Source organism: Mucilaginibacter sp. Bleaf8, from assembly GCF_018390515.1.
Taxonomy (GTDB): Bacteria; Bacteroidota; Bacteroidia; order Sphingobacteriales; family Sphingobacteriaceae; genus Mucilaginibacter.
This window is the reverse complement of record NZ_JAHBBK010000003.1, coordinates 912,835-930,521: the sequence shown is the minus strand read 5'-3', so window position 1 is coordinate 930,521 and position 17,687 is coordinate 912,835. Positions and strand designations below refer to the sequence as shown.

Annotated in this window: 20 protein-coding genes; 10 read left to right on the top strand and 10 right to left on the bottom strand. The window is 44.0% G+C overall.

Annotated features, from left to right (window positions below; all coding sequences use genetic code 11):
* The coding region (locus tag KHS38_RS17575) for a hypothetical protein (protein ID WP_213489875.1) at positions 1-92 on the bottom strand (92 nt) is incomplete at its 3' end.
* A gap of 71 nt (positions 93-163) precedes the next feature.
* On the opposite strand from KHS38_RS17575, the gene KHS38_RS17570 reads away from it, so the two are divergent.
* Complete coding sequence (locus KHS38_RS17570) at positions 164-1,390, top strand: 3-deoxy-D-manno-octulosonic acid transferase (protein WP_213489839.1); 1,227 nt, start codon at positions 164-166, stop codon at positions 1,388-1,390.
* An 87-nt stretch (positions 1,391-1,477) separates the two neighbouring features.
* On the opposite strand, the gene hemH is transcribed toward KHS38_RS17570, so the two are convergent.
* From hemH to KHS38_RS17525, 9 genes are all read right to left on the bottom strand, one after another.
* Positions 1,478-2,491, bottom strand: a complete 1,014-nt coding sequence (hemH, locus tag KHS38_RS17565) for a ferrochelatase (protein ID WP_213489838.1) — start codon at positions 2,489-2,491, stop codon at positions 1,478-1,480.
* Between the two features lie 151 nt (positions 2,492-2,642).
* Positions 2,643-3,347: a fatty acid desaturase gene (locus KHS38_RS17560; RefSeq protein WP_213489837.1), complete on the bottom strand. Its 705-nt coding sequence runs from the start codon at positions 3,345-3,347 to the stop codon at positions 2,643-2,645.
* A 78-nt stretch (positions 3,348-3,425) separates the two neighbouring features.
* The gene (locus KHS38_RS17555; RefSeq protein WP_213489836.1) at positions 3,426-3,947 is read right to left on the bottom strand and encodes a WG repeat-containing protein; all 522 of its coding nucleotides are present in this window, start codon (positions 3,945-3,947) and stop codon (positions 3,426-3,428) included.
* A gap of 53 nt (positions 3,948-4,000) precedes the next feature.
* Entirely contained in the window at positions 4,001-4,852 is an 852-nt protein-coding gene (locus KHS38_RS17550) for a 4-hydroxy-3-methylbut-2-enyl diphosphate reductase (protein ID WP_213489835.1), read from the bottom strand.
* 46 nt (positions 4,853-4,898) lie between these two features.
* Positions 4,899-5,525 carry a carotenoid biosynthesis protein gene (locus tag KHS38_RS17545; protein ID WP_249665451.1) on the bottom strand — a complete coding sequence of 209 codons (627 nt, stop codon included), beginning with the start codon at positions 5,523-5,525 and terminating at the stop codon, positions 4,899-4,901.
* A 2-nt stretch (positions 5,526-5,527) separates the two neighbouring features.
* On the bottom strand, positions 5,528-6,616 hold the full coding sequence (locus KHS38_RS17540) for a glycosyltransferase family 2 protein (RefSeq protein ID WP_213489834.1): 1,089 nt from the start codon (positions 6,614-6,616) through the stop codon (positions 5,528-5,530).
* Between the two features lies 1 nt (position 6,617).
* Positions 6,618-7,238: a 1-acyl-sn-glycerol-3-phosphate acyltransferase gene (locus KHS38_RS17535; protein ID WP_213489833.1), complete on the bottom strand. Its 621-nt coding sequence runs from the start codon at positions 7,236-7,238 to the stop codon at positions 6,618-6,620.
* Positions 7,239-7,300: 62 nt separating this feature from the next.
* On the bottom strand, positions 7,301-7,924 hold the full coding sequence (locus tag KHS38_RS17530; RefSeq protein WP_213489832.1) for a lysophospholipid acyltransferase family protein: 624 nt from the start codon (positions 7,922-7,924) through the stop codon (positions 7,301-7,303).
* Positions 7,921-8,736: an alpha/beta fold hydrolase gene (locus KHS38_RS17525; protein WP_213489831.1), complete on the bottom strand. Its 816-nt coding sequence runs from the start codon at positions 8,734-8,736 to the stop codon at positions 7,921-7,923. The genes KHS38_RS17530 and KHS38_RS17525 overlap by 4 nt, the downstream gene beginning before the upstream one ends.
* Before the next feature lie 116 nt (positions 8,737-8,852).
* Here KHS38_RS17525 and crtD point away from each other — a divergent pair, with 116 nt between their 5' ends.
* The 9 genes from crtD to KHS38_RS17480 all read left to right on the top strand — a co-directional run bounded on the left by crtD (position 8,853) and on the right by KHS38_RS17480 (position 17,632).
* Complete coding sequence (crtD, locus tag KHS38_RS17520) at positions 8,853-10,325, top strand: 1-hydroxycarotenoid 3,4-desaturase CrtD (protein WP_213489830.1); 1,473 nt, start codon at positions 8,853-8,855, stop codon at positions 10,323-10,325.
* A gap of 86 nt (positions 10,326-10,411) precedes the next feature.
* On the top strand, positions 10,412-10,948 hold the full coding sequence (locus KHS38_RS17515) for a YceI family protein (RefSeq protein ID WP_213489829.1): 537 nt from the start codon (positions 10,412-10,414) through the stop codon (positions 10,946-10,948).
* Between the two features lie 12 nt (positions 10,949-10,960).
* Positions 10,961-12,067, top strand: a complete 1,107-nt coding sequence (locus KHS38_RS17510; protein WP_213489828.1) for a type III polyketide synthase — start codon at positions 10,961-10,963, stop codon at positions 12,065-12,067.
* Between the two features lie 3 nt (positions 12,068-12,070).
* Positions 12,071-13,237, top strand: a complete 1,167-nt coding sequence (locus KHS38_RS17505; protein ID WP_213489827.1) for an NAD(P)/FAD-dependent oxidoreductase — start codon at positions 12,071-12,073, stop codon at positions 13,235-13,237.
* Positions 13,238-13,334: 97 nt separating this feature from the next.
* Positions 13,335-14,036: a methyltransferase domain-containing protein gene (locus tag KHS38_RS17500; RefSeq protein ID WP_213489826.1), complete on the top strand. Its 702-nt coding sequence runs from the start codon at positions 13,335-13,337 to the stop codon at positions 14,034-14,036.
* Positions 14,037-14,045: 9 nt separating this feature from the next.
* Complete coding sequence (locus KHS38_RS17495) at positions 14,046-15,107, top strand: sensor histidine kinase (RefSeq protein ID WP_213489825.1); 1,062 nt, start codon at positions 14,046-14,048, stop codon at positions 15,105-15,107.
* A 49-nt stretch (positions 15,108-15,156) separates the two neighbouring features.
* Entirely contained in the window at positions 15,157-15,807 is a 651-nt protein-coding gene (locus tag KHS38_RS17490) for a DUF47 domain-containing protein (protein WP_213489824.1), read from the top strand.
* Positions 15,808-15,827: 20 nt separating this feature from the next.
* The gene (locus KHS38_RS17485; RefSeq protein WP_213489823.1) at positions 15,828-16,838 is read left to right on the top strand and encodes an inorganic phosphate transporter; all 1,011 of its coding nucleotides are present in this window, start codon (positions 15,828-15,830) and stop codon (positions 16,836-16,838) included.
* A 35-nt stretch (positions 16,839-16,873) separates the two neighbouring features.
* A complete protein-coding gene (locus KHS38_RS17480; RefSeq protein ID WP_213489822.1) occupies positions 16,874-17,632 on the top strand; it encodes a DUF4197 domain-containing protein in 759 nt (252 codons plus the stop codon).
* Positions 17,633-17,687 lie beyond the last annotated feature (55 nt).

Genomic DNA, 17,687 nt, shown 5'->3' with positions numbered 1-17,687 from the left:
ATGTCTACGCATATCACCTCGTTGCCGGTCTCGGCTAAACATGTCCCCGTTACCAGGCCTACGTAACCCGTTCCTACTACTGCTATTTTCATGGTTCTTTTTGATGTTTTTTCTTCGCTTCTTTGCTACTTTTATACCGACGAATATAAGAATTACATATTAAATGCTATTACTGTACAACATCGGCATTCGTGCTTATTATTTTGCTGTTCTTATTGCATCTGCATTCAATACAAAGGCCAGGCTTTGGCTTACTGGCAGGCACAGACAGAGTGTAGCAAACACATCTGATAGCATTTGGTTTCACTTTGCATCGTTAGGGGAGTTTGAACAAGGCCGGCCGGTACTGGAAGCCGTTCGTAATCAGCATCCAACACACCCTATCATCATAACTTTTTTTTCGCCATCAGGGTTTGAGATTAGAAAAAAAACACCGCTGGCCGATGCTGTATATTACCTCCCGCTAGATACCGCCGGTAATGCCCAACGTTTTATTGCAAGTATAAAACCGTGTGCGGCAGTATTTACTAAATATGAGTATTGGTATCACTTCTTCAATGAACTGCATCGAAAAGATATTCCATTATATGTCATATCAGCCATTTTCAGGCCCGATCAGATCTTTTTTAAATGGTATGGCAGCTTACACCGCCGCATGCTGACCTATATTACCCATCTTTTTGTACAAGACAACAACTCAAAGCAGTTATTAGACCAGCTAAACATTCAACACGTATCCGTAAGCGGCGACACACGCTTTGACCGGGTTTGGGCTAATGCCCAACAACCTAAAGATTTACCGGTTATAGCCAGCTTTAAAAACAGCCAACCTGTATTCATAGCCGGCAGCACCTGGCCGCACGATGAAGAGTTACTTGCATCACTGGTACCTCCATATCCAGGGTGGAAGTTTATCATCGCTCCTCATGAAATTAGTGAAGAAAAGATAACAAGGCTAATGGAACTGCTGCCTAAAGAAAAGACGGTACGCTTTTCACAAATTGAGCACCTACCCGCTCCGCTTTCAACTTACCAGGTACTCATCATTGATAATATTGGCATGCTTTCGTCCTTATACCAGTATGGCAACATTGGTTATATAGGCGGTGGATTTGGAGCAGGGATTCATAATACGCTGGAAGCAGCCGCTTTCGGAATGCCTGTTATTTTTGGCCCGAATTATGAAAAGTTTAAAGAAGCACGTGATCTAATTTCGTTACAGGCAGGTTTTAGCATTAGTTCAAAAGAAGAACTGAGCACCATTACAGACAAGTTGATAGCTAATGAGGATACGCTTCAGGCAGCTGCAAAAATTGCCCGTGATTATGTAGATAAGCAAAAGGGCGCGACCGAATTAATTATGGATAAGTTAAGGCTGAAATTGGAATAAACTTTCATTACGAGCGACGATGCTATTTCTGCAAAGAGTTTGCTTCTTGATTGCTCCTAATGAAAGTTTATTTAATCCTTATTCCTACTACTTAGTAACCAGTTGCTCTAAAGTATCAATCCAAAGTGGCGAATCGTTGAGGCTTTCCACCAGTTGTACTTTTTCGCCGCCAAGATGACGGAATTCGGTGTCGTACTCATCGGCAATTTCATAAACGGTTTCCAGGCAGTCGGCCACAAAGGCTGGGCAAAACACGAGGATACGTTTGTTACCTTTATTGGCCAGCTCCGCAATAATTTCGCTGGTATAAGGCTGTGCCCAAGGGTCGCGGCCTAAGCGCGACTGGAACGTAATGGTATATTTATCTTTCGGGATGTTTAACTTTTCGGCAATCAGGCGGGCAGTGGCATGGCTTTGCGCGCTATAGCAAAACTTGTTGGCATCGGTAATCGTTTGGCAGCAATCGGCAGCTTTAAGGCAATGGCGCTTGGTATCATCCCCTTTTATGAGCTGACGTTGCGGCAAGCCATGGAAACTGAACAGAATATGATCGTAACTTTCAGGATTATATTTAGCGCCGTTTTGGGCAAACGCTTCGATCATGAGCTCGTTATCGTAAAAGGAATTTACAAAGCTCATGTCGGGTATGCTTTGCCAGGTGCGTACAATTTCCATCACCTTATCGTGTACGGAACCAGTGGTAGCCGATGCATATTGCGGAAACAGTGCAATTACTTTAATAGAATCTACCTGGGCCGCCTTCAGTTTGTCAAGCGCAGAAGCGATAGACGGATTTTGATAGCGCATGGCCAGTTCAACATGATACTCGTTACCCAGGCGTTGTTTCAACAACTCAGCAGCCCGAACACTGTATACCATTAAAGGAGAGCCTTCATCGGTCCAGATTTTTTGATAAGTTTTGGCAGATTTTGGTCCGCGGAAAGGTACAATAATACCCTTCACCAAAAACGTACGAAAAGCCGGGTTTACATCAATTACCCGTCCGTCCATCAAAAACTCATCCAGGTAACGGCGTACATCCGACGTTTGCGGACTATCCGGCGTACCTAAATTCACCAATAAAACTCCCTTTTTTGCCATTGCACAAAGGTAATAATAACCGGATGTTTTTGAGTGCCAGAATATCAGCCCAATGTTATTTTCAGGAGGCTGGTTAAAACGCAATTGCCTAAAGATTTATCCTATTTACTAATTGGATGATTGAGGGAAGAAGCAAGTGAAAGAAGCGCTACTATTTCATGCGCCATAAGCGCCACCAGGGCGTTCCGGGCGAGGCATGGTGCTCATAATGATAGCCAAAAAAATAGCAGGACAAAAAAGCAAATACATGATTTTTGCGCTGGGTACGTGAGTGGTGCGGGTTATCATGCTCGCCTTTGTGCGGCTGGTAGGTACCAAAATAAAACAGCTGCAAAGTGCTTAACAGGGATGGCACTACCCAAAACATAATGAGGTTGGGTTGCGGTATCCATATTTTAAGAAGGTTAAACAAAGCGGCCATGAATACTACCTGCCATATAGATAAGTAATTGCGTATAAACCTGATATACCATGCAATAAAGCTACCATTATGATAATCGGGATCATCATCAGAGTGCACATGCTTGTGGTGCTTATGGTGCTTGGTATACAACACTGGGTACCAAAAAGCAGCATAAAAAAAGGTGGTGATATACCCTGCCATATTGTTGATGCTTTTATTTGACGAAACTGTACCATGCATAGCATCATGCGCTGTAATAAACAAGCCGGTATACAAATGCATTTGCACCAACACAAATAAATAAAGTAACGGATTGGTGAAGCTAACCTGCCACCGCATTAGTAATATGGTTGATGTAAGCCATGCACCTATTACCAAAACGGCAATCCAAACGCCAGCCCCCCAGTCCCCTGAAGGAGAAGTAGATTGAGAAGCAGCTTTTGAATGTTCCATATAATTAATACAATCAGGCGATTGGTGCTTTTGTTTTATGTTCCTTTTGGGGTTGGCTATTTGCTATTATACAGATGCTTACTTTTTCTTAACCTCTTGCCCGGCTTTATTAATATAAAACCAATGATCGGCCGCCCAGTAGTAGTGTTCACCGTCGGCTATCTTTTTACCTTGATAGCTAACCATAGCCAGTCCTTTTTCAAAGGGATAAGCGCAGGCATACCGGGGTGGTATGATAACCTTTCCGGTTGAATCGGCATAACCTATTTTACCATTCTTGATAATCCTGAACAGCCCTTCCACTACGTAATCAGGCCCGTTATCAAACGGAAATACCTCAAATAAAACTTTCTCAGCTTTATCTATCCCTATAAAGCCAACATTACGCTTAGCTACGATAGCAAAATTTTTAAAGGTATCAGTTAAGCAACGATCATATTTACCTAACGGAATAACGGTATCCTTATTGGCATTCAAATACCCAGAAGTATTATGCGCGGTATCTTCTATCAAATAATAATTACCATCTGCAGGCTTTGTTTTGCAGGAGCAGATGGCCGATAATACACACAAGAAAGCAATAATAAATTTGAGTTGCATTTGCATAGCGGCTATTTAATGCGGTTTTTATTATTCCTTTTAAACAAGGCAGACTAATACTTTTCCAGCTCTGTTTTCACCTGTTCCATCAGCCACATTGGGGTTGAGGTGGCACCGCTGATGCCCACTTTATCGCCGGGGGCAAACATATCAGGGCTTAACTCATCCACAGCCGAAACAAAGTAGGTATTGGGATTATGCTTGCGGCATACCTCAAAAAGCACTTTACCGTTCGACGACTTTTTGCCGGAAACAAATACAATCTTATCAAACCTGGTAGCAAATTCAGGCAGGTCTTTATCCCGGTTAGATACCTGGCGGCAAATAGTATCGTTAGCTTTTACCTCATATCCACGCCCCAGTAGTTCGTTTTTTATGCTGTAAAATTTATCCGTACTCTTGGTGGTTTGGCTGTATAGCGTAAACTTTTGGGGTAGCTCTACATTATCCAGTTCGGCAATATCTTGAAATACCAGCGCTTCGTTGTTGGTTTGGCCCTGCAAACCAATCACCTCGGCATGGCCATGTTTACCAAATATCACAATCTTCTCATCACTATCATGCGATGTTTTAATGCGATTCTGCAGCTTGAGCACTACCGGGCAAGAAGCATCAATTAAGGTAATGTTATTTTCAAGCGCCGTGCGGTAAGTTTCGGGCGCTTCGCCATGTGCGCGGATCAGCACTTTTTCGTTGTGCAAACCGGCCAGTTGCTCGTGGTCAATAATACGCAGGCCTTTGGCTTTCAGTCGCTCCACCTCTTCATCGTTATGCACAATATCGCCCAGGCAATACAGATAGCCATCTTCGGCCAGAATTTCTTCGGCCATATCAATGGCATATACCACCCCAAAACAAAATCCCGAATCCTGATCTATCTGAACCTGTAACTGATATGCTCCCATAGTAATACAAAAATACGCTAAAAACCCGGATATAACGCAGCGGCCATTAAGCCAGCTGTAAAATGCCGAAAAACACAAACTCAACTACCAGTAACACGGGTGCTACTATATTTTGCTTTTTAAAATTAAACCACTCAAACAAGGCCAGCAACAGTATACTTAGCCCAAACCAATCTCTGTAATTTTTGAGCGGGATAACGCCTCCTGTCCAATTCCAGTAGTCGAACTTAATAGCTACCGGCTCAATCAACAGGTCTAAAAGCACCAACAACACAGCTCCGGTAATAATTCTTGCAAATACATTCTTTAACCGGCTGCGCTGCAAAAGCACGCCTGTTCCATACACAAGCGTAAACCAGTTTACGCCTATCATTAACGGAATATCGAATACTTTGGTACCCAGTGTTGCGCCATAGTTATAATTGCCAAAAATAATATGCGTATGCACGCCTATCCATTCAGCCATAAAGCCAGCAAGGAAAGTAAGCAGGGCAAACAACCAGAACTTTTCACTTAACCGCTGGTGATTAATAATTACGATAACCAGCATCAGCAGCAAATGAAAAGGCACCAGCTTAATGAATAAGGGGTGTAGCGCTGGTACTAGAAAACCAATCAGACCAACAGCATGAAACAATATAACAGCAATTACAGACAGCTTAGTTTTGTTCATGCTTATACCGGTCGGCCTTTCCACAGGGTATTTTTAGTTAAATGACTTTGAATGGCAAATATACCTACCACAACCAAACTCAACATTTGCAAAGGATGCAACAGTACATTATACCAAACATTTTGGCCCGAGAGGAACGATATCATAATACGGCTCAGCACAATAAGGCTGCACATCATAACAATAAGCGGCAGGCTCATGGTGGTTATCACGAACAACGGACCTCCGATAATGATAACCAGATACAATAGAAACCCAGGCACACTATAATTAAAAGCCGCCAAAAAGTTTTTACTGAACCCGTTGATCGCATCACTGTATCCGGTATACATACGGCAGGTAATAAAGCCATTAGCCAGCAAACTTTCACACTTCAACGGGGCCGATTTAACCAACTTGGTTATCTCAATATCTTCCACCACCTTATCTTTAGCCATTTGGTGCCATTGGTGCTTGCGGTACATAGCTGCATCAAACAACATAAACTGCCCGCTTGCGGCTGCAAACGACGGGTTTTTGGCCAGATAAATAAGCCGGATAGGCAACAGATTGAGCAGCACATAATGCATTAAAGGCACTACCAGCCTTTCGCCTAATGTATCCATTACCTGATTAGTGAATAAACTGAGCAGCGCTACTTTACGCACCTGCATACGATGCACAGCGCTATTGATAAGCCCGGGATAAATTTTCTCGTCGGCATCCAAAAACAAAAAGTATTGCCCCTTAGCCTGTTGGGCCAGTTGATGGCAGGCATAATTTTTTCCCAGCCAGCCGTCTTTTAAAGGCTGGCCTTTGATGATGCTAAACCGTGGCTTGCCGGCAGCAAAAGCGCTACACAGATTGAAGGTATTATCGGCAGAGTCGTCATCCAGCACAATTACCTCGTAATTTTCATAATCCTGATCATGTATAGACTGCAACAGGCGAATAATATTCGCTTCTTCATTACGGGCGGGTATCAGTATAGATACCAGTTCATGATGTCCGCGTTTTATTTTGCGCAGCTTAGGGTCGGATACGAAATTGAATACGGTAACAACGAAACGCAGAATCAGAAACAGGAAAATAACAGATAGTGCAATAATCACTTTATACTATAATTTGAGTTTGAAGCTGCCTGGCCGACTGATAATGCTGCTGGTACAAATCACTGATTTCATCCACGGCCTTACTATCGTTAACGCTGCTTTGCACATAAACGTTTATGCCGGGCTTTTTGTGCTGGAAATATTCAATAAATGTTGCTGCAAAAACATACTGAAATTTGCCTGCTGCCTGTTTAATTACCTTAACCAGTCCTTTTTCAAAAACAACTTCGTCCGAAAAATTGGAGTACAACTTACCCTGCGGAAAAATGAGTACCAGATTTTTCGGGTCGTGCAGCAATTGTGCAGCATAGTCGAGCGACTCGATCATACCGCGCGAATGCTTGGTGATAGAGAAAGCACCCATATATTTCAGAAAGAATACTTTGCGTACGGTATCTTCCAATATCATGATGTGGAACTTCTTTTTCAGCAACTTATAGTTTAGCCAATACAGCAAAAACCCATCCCACCAGCCAAAATGATTAGCCAGCAACAGAACAGATTTGTCGGGATCAACGTCTATGGAATTATAGTTAAAGGTTCTGAAATTACGGCCGATAATCACCCGGATATAATGGTGAAAAAACCAATGGATAAACTTATTCTCTTTCGGCCGGATCATGATGCTGGGGCAAGATAGTAAAAGTTAACTAAGCCCTCCCTACCGGGAAGGTTGGGTGAAGCTTAATGGTCTACGTTCACTTGATCTACCAAAGCTTTTTTATGATGTGCATTGATGTGCTGCCTTAACCGCTCATAATCAAAATCATAATTGGTACCGCAATGCGTAAGGTGCAGATATACGGAAGGTTTCAGACTCTCGAAATAATCAATCAGCGCCGAGTAGTAAATGATCTGGCACTTACCTTTTATTTTTTTCACGATATAGGCAATGCCCCGCTCAATATCAATTTCGGTTGCATGATTGGATACCAGCGCCCCCTGCGGAAAAACGGTTACCAGGTTTTCAGGATCATTCAGCAGATCGGCCGCGTATTGGAGCGATTGCACCACCTCCTTAGATTGCCGGTTAATAGAAAAACCGCCAAGCCGGTTAAAAAACATGCGCTGCTGCAAGTGGTCTTCCTGCATCATGATGTAAAACTTACGGTCCAGGTAAACATGAGCCAGCTGACCTGCCCAAAAACCATCCCACCAGCTAAAATGATTGCACAGCAGTAAAATAGAATGACCGGGCAGTATATCAATCTTATTATACTCAAAACGGTTAAAATCCTTACGCAGGCGGTAAGCCAGGTAGGGCATAAACAGTTTGTGCACCAGTCCGCTCCGTCGTTGTGGTATCATAGTTTGCCGTTTGCTAAATAATCATCCAGTTGCTGGGTAACCAGCCAGTGCCCCATTGGCACTTCGTGCACTACAGGTTTCTCCAGCCGGTTTATAAAGTTGGCCGCGCCCAATTTAGGGAACAGCATATCATACTGACCAAATATCAAATGGCATTTAATATGATGCTGATTGATGAGGCTTGTTATTTTAACCACATCGGGCTGCAACTGTTTGATCAGGTTAAGGGTATAGTAAACATCCAGCCTCTTTTGGGGCGTATCCATTTCATGGTAGGCTATCTTGTACAGGCTTTCATCAATAAACCGTACACGTTTCAGCATTTTAAGCACACCAGGGGCCAGCCAATTACTTTTGGTAACCCGCTTAAACAAATACTTGCCTACAGGCTGGTGCATAATAAAATGAAAGCCGCGATAAACCGAAAGCCCATCGGGCGCCATCAGATAAATTTCATCTATCAGATCGGCAAACTCCTCAACCAGCACCAGAGCCATGTTGGCGCCAATAGAATAACCCATCAAGCTGATGCGTTGCCTGCCATGCACCTTAAACCATTCTTCCAGGTAAGCTTTGATCATGGGCTTGGGCATGCCATCCAGTATCTGCGGTTCGTCCCAGTTGATGGCACTTTCGCCATGAAAAAAATGATCGAAACTATACACACGGTATTGGCTCAGGATAGACTTTTGCAGCACCTCGAATTGCCGCCCCGTCATGCCATAGCCGTGAAAAGCCAGCATGGGCCTGGTGCCCGTGCCATATTCATAATAACATACTTTGCCTAAATCCGGTAGCTGTAAAAATCCCATGGGAGGGCAATATTACTTATTTTAGATTTATTTCGGATTTCGGATGTTCAATTTCAGCTTTGATAGAGGTAATAAGGTAAACCCGATTGTACAGCGTTCTTTTATATCTTTGCCACATGCCCCAGCAAAAAGCACTCATTATTGGTGCCGGTATAGCCGGTATTGCCACCGCCATAAGGCTGGCTGTAAAAGGATATGCCGTGGAGGTATTTGAGGCCAATGCTTATGCCGGCGGTAAGTTATCGGAGTTTGAGCAGCAGGGCTACCGCTTTGATGCCGGCCCCAGCCTGTTCACCATGCCGCAGTATGTGGATGAACTTTTCCGGCTGGCGGGTAAAAACCCGGCCGACTACTTTACCTACCAAAAGCTGAATGTGGTTTGTAATTACTTTTATACCGATGGCAGCCGCCTTACCGCCTATGCCGATCCCGAAAAGTTTGCAGCTGAGGTGAATGCTAAAACAGGCGAGCTTTTACAAGCCACGCAACGTTATGCGCAAAACAGCCGGCGCATTTATCATATTACCAATCATGTATTTTTGGAGCAATCGCTGCACCGGCTTAAAACGTTCCTCAACTTTCGTACCTTCAAATCTATACTACGGTTGTTCCAGATAGATGCGTTCCGAAGCATGCATCAGGCTAATCAAAGCTTTTTTAAAGACAAGCGCCTGGTCCAGTTTTACGATCGCTATGCTACCTACAATGGCTCCAACCCTTACCAGGCACCGGCAACGTTAAACGTCATCCCCCACCTGGAGCAGCACTTTGGCGCTTACTTTCCCGACAAGGGCATGTACCAAATCACGAACAGCCTGGTTGAACTGGCCGAATCGTTAGGTGTTAAATTCCATTATCAAACGCCCGTTACAGAGATTGTGCTGGATAAACGCCGGGCAAAAGGTATAAGAACACCTGCTGGATTTATAGCAGGAGATTTGGTAGTATCCAACATGGATGTATGGTTTACCTACCGTAAGCTATTGCAAAACCATCCTGAGCTTTTCCCAGAAAAGATACTGGCACAGGAACGCAGCAGTTCGGCATTGATATTTTACTGGGGTATAACCAAACAGTTTCCGCAGCTGGACTTGCATAATATCCTGTTCAGTGCCAACTATGAAGCCGAGTTTAACGCTATCTGGAAACAGAAAGCCATTCTCCATGATTCTACCGTTTATCTGAACATCAGTTCTAAATATAAACCCGATGATGCGCCTGCGGGGCATGAAAACTGGTTTGCAATGATTAATGTACCTGCCAACAGTGGCCAGGATTGGGATGCGCTGATTGCTGAAGCACGGCAAAATATTATTCGTAAGGTATCAGCTACTTTGGGTGAAGACATAACCCCACTCATTGCCTGCGAAAGCATACTCGATCCGCGCACTATTGAAAGCCGCACATCATCCTACCAGGGATCGCTATATGGCAACAGTTCCAACAACCAGTTTGCCGCGTTTTTGCGCCACGCCAACCGGTCGTCAAAAGTCAAGAACTTGTACTTCTGTGGTGGCAGCGTGCATCCGGGAGGCGGTATACCGCTGGCATTGCTTTCGGCTAAGATTGTGGGCGATTGGATAGAATAAACCCATTAAACCCGCAATTTTTCTATATCTTCCATCAATTATTTTACCGCATCAAATCTTCAGGTTTGATAAGAGATTTTAATATTATGAAAAGAGTATTCTTTCTGATTATAGCTTTGGTTATTACGCTGAACACCTTTGCACAAAGCAAGCAAACAGTCGTTAAATCGTCCGTTACTTACGAGATTAAGAACATGGGTATTAAAACCGATGGCAAACTGGGCGGCTTGCAGGCCAATATTTTATTCGATAAGGCCAAACTGGATAGCAGCAGCATTGAGGCCAGCATTGATGTAACTACTATCGACTCAGATAATGCCATGCGCGATAACCACCTGAAAGCCGAAGACTATTTTGATGTGGCCCGTTATCCGCATATCACCATGAGGTCGACCAGCTTTAAACACAAGAGTGGTAACAACTATATCGGATTGTTTAATATCACCATAAAAGGCAAAACAAAAGCGGTTGAAGTACCTTTTACTTATACAGATAGTGCCACTACGGGCTTATTTAAAGGAAGCTTTAAGATTAACCGTCGTGATTTTGGCGTTGGCGGCAACAGCATGGTGCTGGCCGACGATGCCACTATACTGATTAGTGTAGAGACGAGTAAAACTTAAAAACGACCGCATATGGGCAGCTGTATCAGTGCCATTGGAATTGCCAACCCACCTAACAAGGTTAGCCAACAGGATGCCTACCATTTTATGGTACAGGCTTTCGGATTAAATACTGATCATGCCGCCCGATTGAAAAGCATTTATGACAATTCGGCCATTGAAAACCGGTACTCTGTCATAGAAGATTTTGGAGCCGACCGCGCCGATTATACCTTTTTTGAGCCCACTGCCGATCTGGAGCCTTTCGTAACCACCGAAAAGCGCATGCAGGCTTACCAAACCCATGCTATACAAATAGCTTTACAGGCCACCCGTAATTGCCTGGCAAATTTCAATATCGATGTTACCAGTCAGATTACCCATTTGGTTACCGTAAGCTGCACCGGCATGTACGCGCCAGGTATTGATATAGATTTGGTAGAACAACTGGGCCTGCCGCGAACCACCGAACGTATTTGCATTAACTTTATGGGCTGCTATGGCGCTATTAACGGCATTAAAACAGCCGATTATATTTGCCGGGCCAACCCCAATGCCAAAGTACTGGTAGTTAGTGTAGAACTATGCACCCTGCATTTTCAAAAACACAATACATTAGATAACTGGGTAGCCAACTCGCTTTTTGCCGACGGATCGGCCGTGGCATTCATTGAAAATGCGGGCAATAAACTTACAGCCAACCCCGGGTTGGAACTGGAAAGCTTTTACTCCGAATTTATGCCGGAAAGCCGCGATGAGATGGCGTGGTACGTGGGCAATACCGGTTTCGAGATGAAGTTAACATCCAAAGTACCTAAACAAATAAAGAAACACATACGCAATGTTACCGACCGTTTGCTGCAGAAAGCTGATTTGCCCATTGAGCAGATTGGCGCCTATGCCATACACCCCGGCGGCCGGAAAATACTGGAAGCGGTAGAAGAGGCATTAGACCTGCCGGAAGAAAGCAATGGATTTGCTTATGAAGTGCTGCGCCAATATGGCAATATGTCGTCGGCAACTATTTTATTTGTTCTGCAAAAAATGATGTATGCCGGGCAGTTAGCCAATCAGCATATTTTAAGTTTTGCTTTCGGTCCGGGTTTAACGGTAGAAGGCATGGTATTAAAAATGCAGTAACCCATGGCCGATGTAATTATTGTTGGTGGCGGCCTTGCCGGACTTTTTAATGCCCTGCTGCTAAACCGCGCCGGCATGCAGGTAACGCTGATCGAAAAAAAGGTTTATCCTTTTCACCGGGTATGCGGCGAGTATATCTCGAACGAAGTACTTCCTTTTTTTGATCAGTTAGGTATCGATGTGGCACCGCTCCAGGTTTCACGCATTAACCGGCTTGAAGTAACAGCAGCATCAGGGGCAAAATTTTCGCATCCGCTCGATTTGGGTGGCTTTGGCTTAAGCCGCTACACGTTCGATCATTATATGTACCAAAAAGCGAGTGCCGAAGGTGTACGTTTTTTACTTGATACACAGGTAGAGGATATTCGCTTTCATAACAACAGCTTTGAAGTTATTACCAACCACGAAACCTTAACCGCCCCGCTGGTGATAGGCGCTTTTGGCAAACGCTCCAATTTAGATCGCAAACTTAACCGTGCTTTCTTTTACAGGCGCAGCCCATATGTAGGTATTAAGGTACATGCCAAGATCAATTTCCCCGACGATCTGATACAACTAAACAATTACAAGGATGGCTATTGCGGCGTGATTAAGGTAGAGGCCGACCGCTACTGCATGTGTTCGCTGGCGCACCGGGACGATTTACGCAAGTATGGCAGCCTGGAAGCTTTGCAGGAAAACATCATTTGCCAGAACCCCTACCAAAAAGAACTTTTTGACCACGCCGAGCTGTTGATGGATAAGCCGGAAGTAATCAATGAAATCTCATTCGAGAAAAAGCAGCCGGTAGAAAACCACATCCTGATGAGTGGTGATACGGCCGGCATGATTGCCCCGTTGTGCGGCAATGGCATGACGATGGCCATACATTCGGCCAAAATACTATCCGAAACCATCAGGCAATACTACCGCCCCAATCGTCCGTTTCCTGTTCAGCAAAGGGCAGCATTGGAACAAGCCTACCGCCAGGCATGGAACCAGCAGTTTGCGCGCCGCTTATGGGTTGGCCGGCAGTTACAGCATCTGTTTGGCAGCAACCGCATGATTGACTGGGCCATACGCTCCTTGAATTATGCGCCGCTACTATCTCAACTGGTAATGGAAAGAACACATGGCAAACCTTTTAACTTAAAACCCAGCGCTTTTAGCCCTTTTGTGTCGCCCAAATAAACTATCAGACTAACTAAATTTTATTTCAGGCAATCAACAGGGCCTGTCCTGTGTTCATTCAAAGTCAGCTTCGTTTTAGAAGTAGAATAAAAAATCTATGGTGAATTTAAGCAAACGCATTACAGGTGTTGATGAATTGATGGATGATTTTGGCTTGCCGGCAAGCCAGCTGGACCCGGTGCTGAAAGGTTTAGGTAACCTTAATGCGTGGTTTGGCGGACATCAAATGCTCATCAAGGCGTTACAAGCGTTTCCCGTACAGGCCGGCGACCTTATCAGCGATTGGGGCTGTGGCGGGGGCGACAGCCTGAAAGCCATTGCCGCCTGGGCACAAAAGCAAAATTTGCCGCTGCAGCTAACCGGTGTAGATGCCGCCCCAGCAGCTATTGAATTTGCCAAAAAAGAAACCCGGGCCTACCCTAATATCAATTACCTGCAGGCTGATGTTTTAAGCGATACCTGGCAGGAAAATCAATTTGATATCATCATCTCTACCCTGTTTACCCACCATTTTGAAGATGAAGAATGGATACAGCTCATCAGGCAAATGTACCATAGCGCCAAGCGCGGCATTATCATTACCGATTTGCACCGGCACTGGCTGTTGTATTATGCTTTAATAGCAATTACCACCACCATCATCCCCAATAAAATGATGCGTTATGATGCACCACTGTCGGTACAGCGCGGCTTTAAAAAACACGAACTGGAACATTTGCTTAAACGTGCGGGCATTACGCATTACAAAATAAAATGGAAATGGGCTTTCCGTTGGGAGGTAATCATTTATAAATCATAGCTTTGTTTTATGAAGCTAAGTGTACTGGTTTTTATTAATGCGCTCGCTGTGGCGCTGGCCTTATCCATTGTTAACTTTTATTTCAGGCATAACTGGGTTGATTCATCGGTAACCTTTGCCATTGGTTTTATCACCAGCTTTGTTGTATTTTACTACCTCATCGAAAAATACGTTTATTCCAAAATTAAGCTTATTTACAAACTGATCCATAACCTGAAGCTGGGCCGCGATCTGCGCGATGCCCTGGGCGAATCGGTAAGTGTTGACCCCATTAACGATGTAGAGCGTGAAGTAAAAGCCTGGGCAAAAGAAAAAAAGGTAGAAATTGATGCCCTGCGCAGCCAGGAAAAGTTTCGCCGGGAGTTTTTGTCGAACATTTCGCATGAGTTTAAAACACCGCTTTTTGCCATACAGGGTTACATCGAAGCTATACTGGATGATAACTTTGAGGATACCGACATGGCCGAGCAATTTTTGCAGAAAGCTTCTAAAAATGTGGACAGGCTAAGCTACCTGATTAAAGACCTGGACGAAATTTCTAAACTGGAATCGGGCGAGATACCGATTAACTACAGCCGGTTTAAGATCAACGATTTGATTAAAGAAGTTTTTGAATCGCTGGAACTGAAAGCCAAGCAGCACAACATCAAGCTTATTTTTAAGCAGAAGTATGACGACCCTATACCAGTAAATGCCGACCGCGACAAAATTTGCCAGGTGCTTATCAACCTCATTGATAACTCCTTTAAATACGGCAAAAATGGCGGCAGTACTTCGGTAAGCCTGTTTGAGCTACATGACCAGGTATTGGTTGAAGTAACTGATGATGGCATTGGCATTGAAGAAAAATACCTCCCCCGCTTGTTTGAGCGCTTTTTCCGTACGGATGCCAGTCGCTCAAGGCAAATTGGCGGCTCGGGCTTGGGGCTCGCTATTGTGAAGCATATTGTTGAGGCTCACCAACAAGTAATTAACGTGCGCAGTACCGAAGGTTTAGGATCAACATTTGGCTTTACACTGCAAAAAGCCAAGCAAACCACCTTCCCGGTTATACCTATATTGAACAGTTAACATTAATTTAACATTGCAAATGTACCTTTGCTTAAATAAGTAAAAATCAATGTCGTTAAATAGTATATTTCAGTACTTTGTACCTAAAGATAAAAAGGTATTCTTCCCTTTGTTTGAGCAAGCTGCCAGCAACGTTGTTGCCATGGCTGCCGTGTTGGTAGATGCTGTGAACTCGAAAGATGCAACCGCCCGTCAGGAGCTTTTTAAACAAATTGACAAGCTGGAGAATAAAGGAGACGAAGTAACTCACCAGATTTATCTGGAACTGGGTAAAAACTTTATCACCCCTTTTGACCGTGAAGATATACACGCTTTAGCTACGGCTATTGATGATGTGGCCGATTATATACAAGGTTCAGCTAACCGTATGCTGCTGTATAACATTGAGGAGTACACCGAGCCTATCTGCAAACTGGCCGACTTGATTTTGCAAGGCAGTAATGACCTGGAAAAAGCGGTACGCGAACTGAAGGATTTGAAAAATGTACGTGCCATTGCCGACTCATGCATTCGCATTAACAGTGTTGAAAACCAAGCTGATTATGTATTTGACCGTGCAGTAGCCGATTTGTTTTTGTACGAAAAAGACGCCCTGAGATTAATTAAATACAAAGAGATTTTAGCTGCGCTGGAAACAGCTACAGATATGTGCGAGGATGCAGCCAACGTGATGGAATCAATACTGGTTAAAAACGCTTAATTGTTTCAATACTTACCTACATGGTTACTTCCCTGCTCGTTATTGTCGTTCTGCTGGCATTAATATTCGATTTTATCAACGGCTTCCACGATGCGGCCAACTCTATCGCTACTGTTGTTTCTACCAAGGTATTAACCCCATTTCAGGCGGTGCTTTGGGCTGCGGCATTTAACTTTCTGGCCTTCTTCCTGATCAAAGATCACAAAGTTGCCAACACCGTGGCCAAAACCGTACATGAAGAATTTATTACCATGCATGTGGTTTTGGCAGGCTTAATTGCTGCTATTACTTGGAACTTAATTACCTGGTGGTTTGGTATTCCTTCCAGTTCATCGCATACCCTTATTGGCGGCTTTGCCGGCGCAGGCATGACCAATGCTCTATTTATGGGTCGTGGCGCATTGGAATCTATTAATAGCCATTATGTAACTGAAATATTGTTATACATCGTATTGGCACCTTTCATTGGCTTGTTTATCGCTTATGTAATTACCATTCTTATTTTACACATCTTTAAAAACTCTCGTCCGGCATCTGCAGAACGTTGGTTTAAAGGTGCACAATTGGTATCATCAGCAGGATTAAGCTTTGCACATGGTGGTAACGATGCCCAAAAAGTGATGGGTATTATATATGTAGCTTTAGTTGCATCTAATGTAATCACCAACACCTCCGAAATGCCCGAATGGATTCCACTGGCTTGTTATAGTGCTATTGCTTTTGGCACCATGTCTGGCGGTTGGAAGATTGTAAAAACCATGGGCTCTAAAATCACCAAAGTTACACCGCTTGAGGGCGTAGCTGCAGAAACAGCCGGTGCTATTACCCTGTTCATGACAGAACGTTTGGCTATACCGGTATCTACTACGCATACCATCACCGGTTCTATTATCGGTGTTGGCTTAACTAAACGCGTATCGGCTGTACGTTGGGGAGTAACCATCAACCTGCTTTGGGCATGGATCATTACCATTCCAATTTCTGCACTAGTTGCAGCTGCTATATTTACCCTTATTCATTTTATAAAGTAAACTTTATAGCCGGTACGTTGTCATACTCATAAAGTATGAAAAGAATATACACACTTACACCACTGTTATTGCTATTTGCCGTTACCTCCAGCTGCGATACCTTAAACAAGGTTGCTGCAAATTCGGGTTATGGTTCAGTATTAAACCCATCTCAAGGCGGCACGCCATCAACCATTGAGATGATCAGCGGCCTGAAGCAGGCGCTGGAGCAGGGAACAGACCGGAGCTCAAGCCAGCTATCAGCTGCAAACGGCTTTTTTGGCAATGCTGCTATTAAGATATTATTGCCACCCGAAGCGCAAAAAGCAGAGAATACGCTGCGTAAACTGGGCTTTAATAAACTGTGTGACGATGCCATCCTGTCCTTAAACCGCGCGGCTGAAAGTGCGGCGGCTAAAGCTAAACCGATATTTGTTTCGGCTATTAAGCAGATGACCATACAGGATGTAACCAACATTTTGCTGGGCGGACAAAAAGATGCGGCTACTCAGTATTTTAAACGCACTACTAACAGCCAGCTTACCAACGAGTTTAGGCCGGTAATTAACAACAGCCTGAGCCAGGTAGGTGCCACTAAATATTACGGCCAGCTGGTTACCCAATACAACAAAGTACCGCTGGTATTCAACAAGCTAAATCCCGACCTGAGCGCTTACGTTACGCAAAAAGCTATCGACGGCCTTTTTTACCGCATAGCACAAGAAGAATTAAATATCCGAACCAATCTAACTTCACGTACTACACCATTACTGCAAAAGGTATTTGGGTATGCGCAACAGAAAACCAGAGGATAAAAGCTTACCATATTCTTATAATGAAAAGAGCCGGTTGATCAACCGGCTCTTTTCA

Excerpts from the sequence above, each read along its gene's own strand:
- KHS38_RS17570 (WP_213489839.1), top strand. The coding sequence starts at position 164 with ATGCTATTACTGTACAACATCGGCATTCGTGCTTATTATTTTGCTGTT.
- hemH (WP_213489838.1), bottom strand. The coding sequence starts at position 2,491 with ATGGCAAAAAAGGGAGTTTTATTGGTGAATTTAGGTACGCCGGATAGT.
- KHS38_RS17560 (WP_213489837.1), bottom strand. The coding sequence starts at position 3,347 with ATGGAACATTCAAAAGCTGCTTCTCAATCTACTTCTCCTTCAGGGGAC.
- KHS38_RS17555 (WP_213489836.1), bottom strand. The coding sequence starts at position 3,947 with ATGCAACTCAAATTTATTATTGCTTTCTTGTGTGTATTATCGGCCATC.
- KHS38_RS17550 (WP_213489835.1), bottom strand. The coding sequence starts at position 4,852 with ATGGGAGCATATCAGTTACAGGTTCAGATAGATCAGGATTCGGGATTT.
- KHS38_RS17545 (WP_249665451.1), bottom strand. The coding sequence starts at position 5,525 with ATGAACAAAACTAAGCTGTCTGTAATTGCTGTTATATTGTTTCATGCT.
- KHS38_RS17535 (WP_213489833.1), bottom strand. The coding sequence starts at position 7,238 with ATGATCCGGCCGAAAGAGAATAAGTTTATCCATTGGTTTTTTCACCAT.
- KHS38_RS17530 (WP_213489832.1), bottom strand. The coding sequence starts at position 7,924 with ATGATACCACAACGACGGAGCGGACTGGTGCACAAACTGTTTATGCCC.
- KHS38_RS17525 (WP_213489831.1), bottom strand. The coding sequence starts at position 8,736 with ATGGGATTTTTACAGCTACCGGATTTAGGCAAAGTATGTTATTATGAA.
- crtD (WP_213489830.1), top strand. The coding sequence starts at position 8,853 with ATGCCCCAGCAAAAAGCACTCATTATTGGTGCCGGTATAGCCGGTATT.
- KHS38_RS17515 (WP_213489829.1), top strand. The coding sequence starts at position 10,412 with ATGAAAAGAGTATTCTTTCTGATTATAGCTTTGGTTATTACGCTGAAC.
- KHS38_RS17510 (WP_213489828.1), top strand. The coding sequence starts at position 10,961 with ATGGGCAGCTGTATCAGTGCCATTGGAATTGCCAACCCACCTAACAAG.
- KHS38_RS17505 (WP_213489827.1), top strand. The coding sequence starts at position 12,071 with ATGGCCGATGTAATTATTGTTGGTGGCGGCCTTGCCGGACTTTTTAAT.
- KHS38_RS17500 (WP_213489826.1), top strand. The coding sequence starts at position 13,335 with ATGGTGAATTTAAGCAAACGCATTACAGGTGTTGATGAATTGATGGAT.
- KHS38_RS17495 (WP_213489825.1), top strand. The coding sequence starts at position 14,046 with ATGAAGCTAAGTGTACTGGTTTTTATTAATGCGCTCGCTGTGGCGCTG.
- KHS38_RS17490 (WP_213489824.1), top strand. The coding sequence starts at position 15,157 with ATGTCGTTAAATAGTATATTTCAGTACTTTGTACCTAAAGATAAAAAG.
- KHS38_RS17485 (WP_213489823.1), top strand. The coding sequence starts at position 15,828 with ATGGTTACTTCCCTGCTCGTTATTGTCGTTCTGCTGGCATTAATATTC.
- KHS38_RS17480 (WP_213489822.1), top strand. The coding sequence starts at position 16,874 with ATGAAAAGAATATACACACTTACACCACTGTTATTGCTATTTGCCGTT.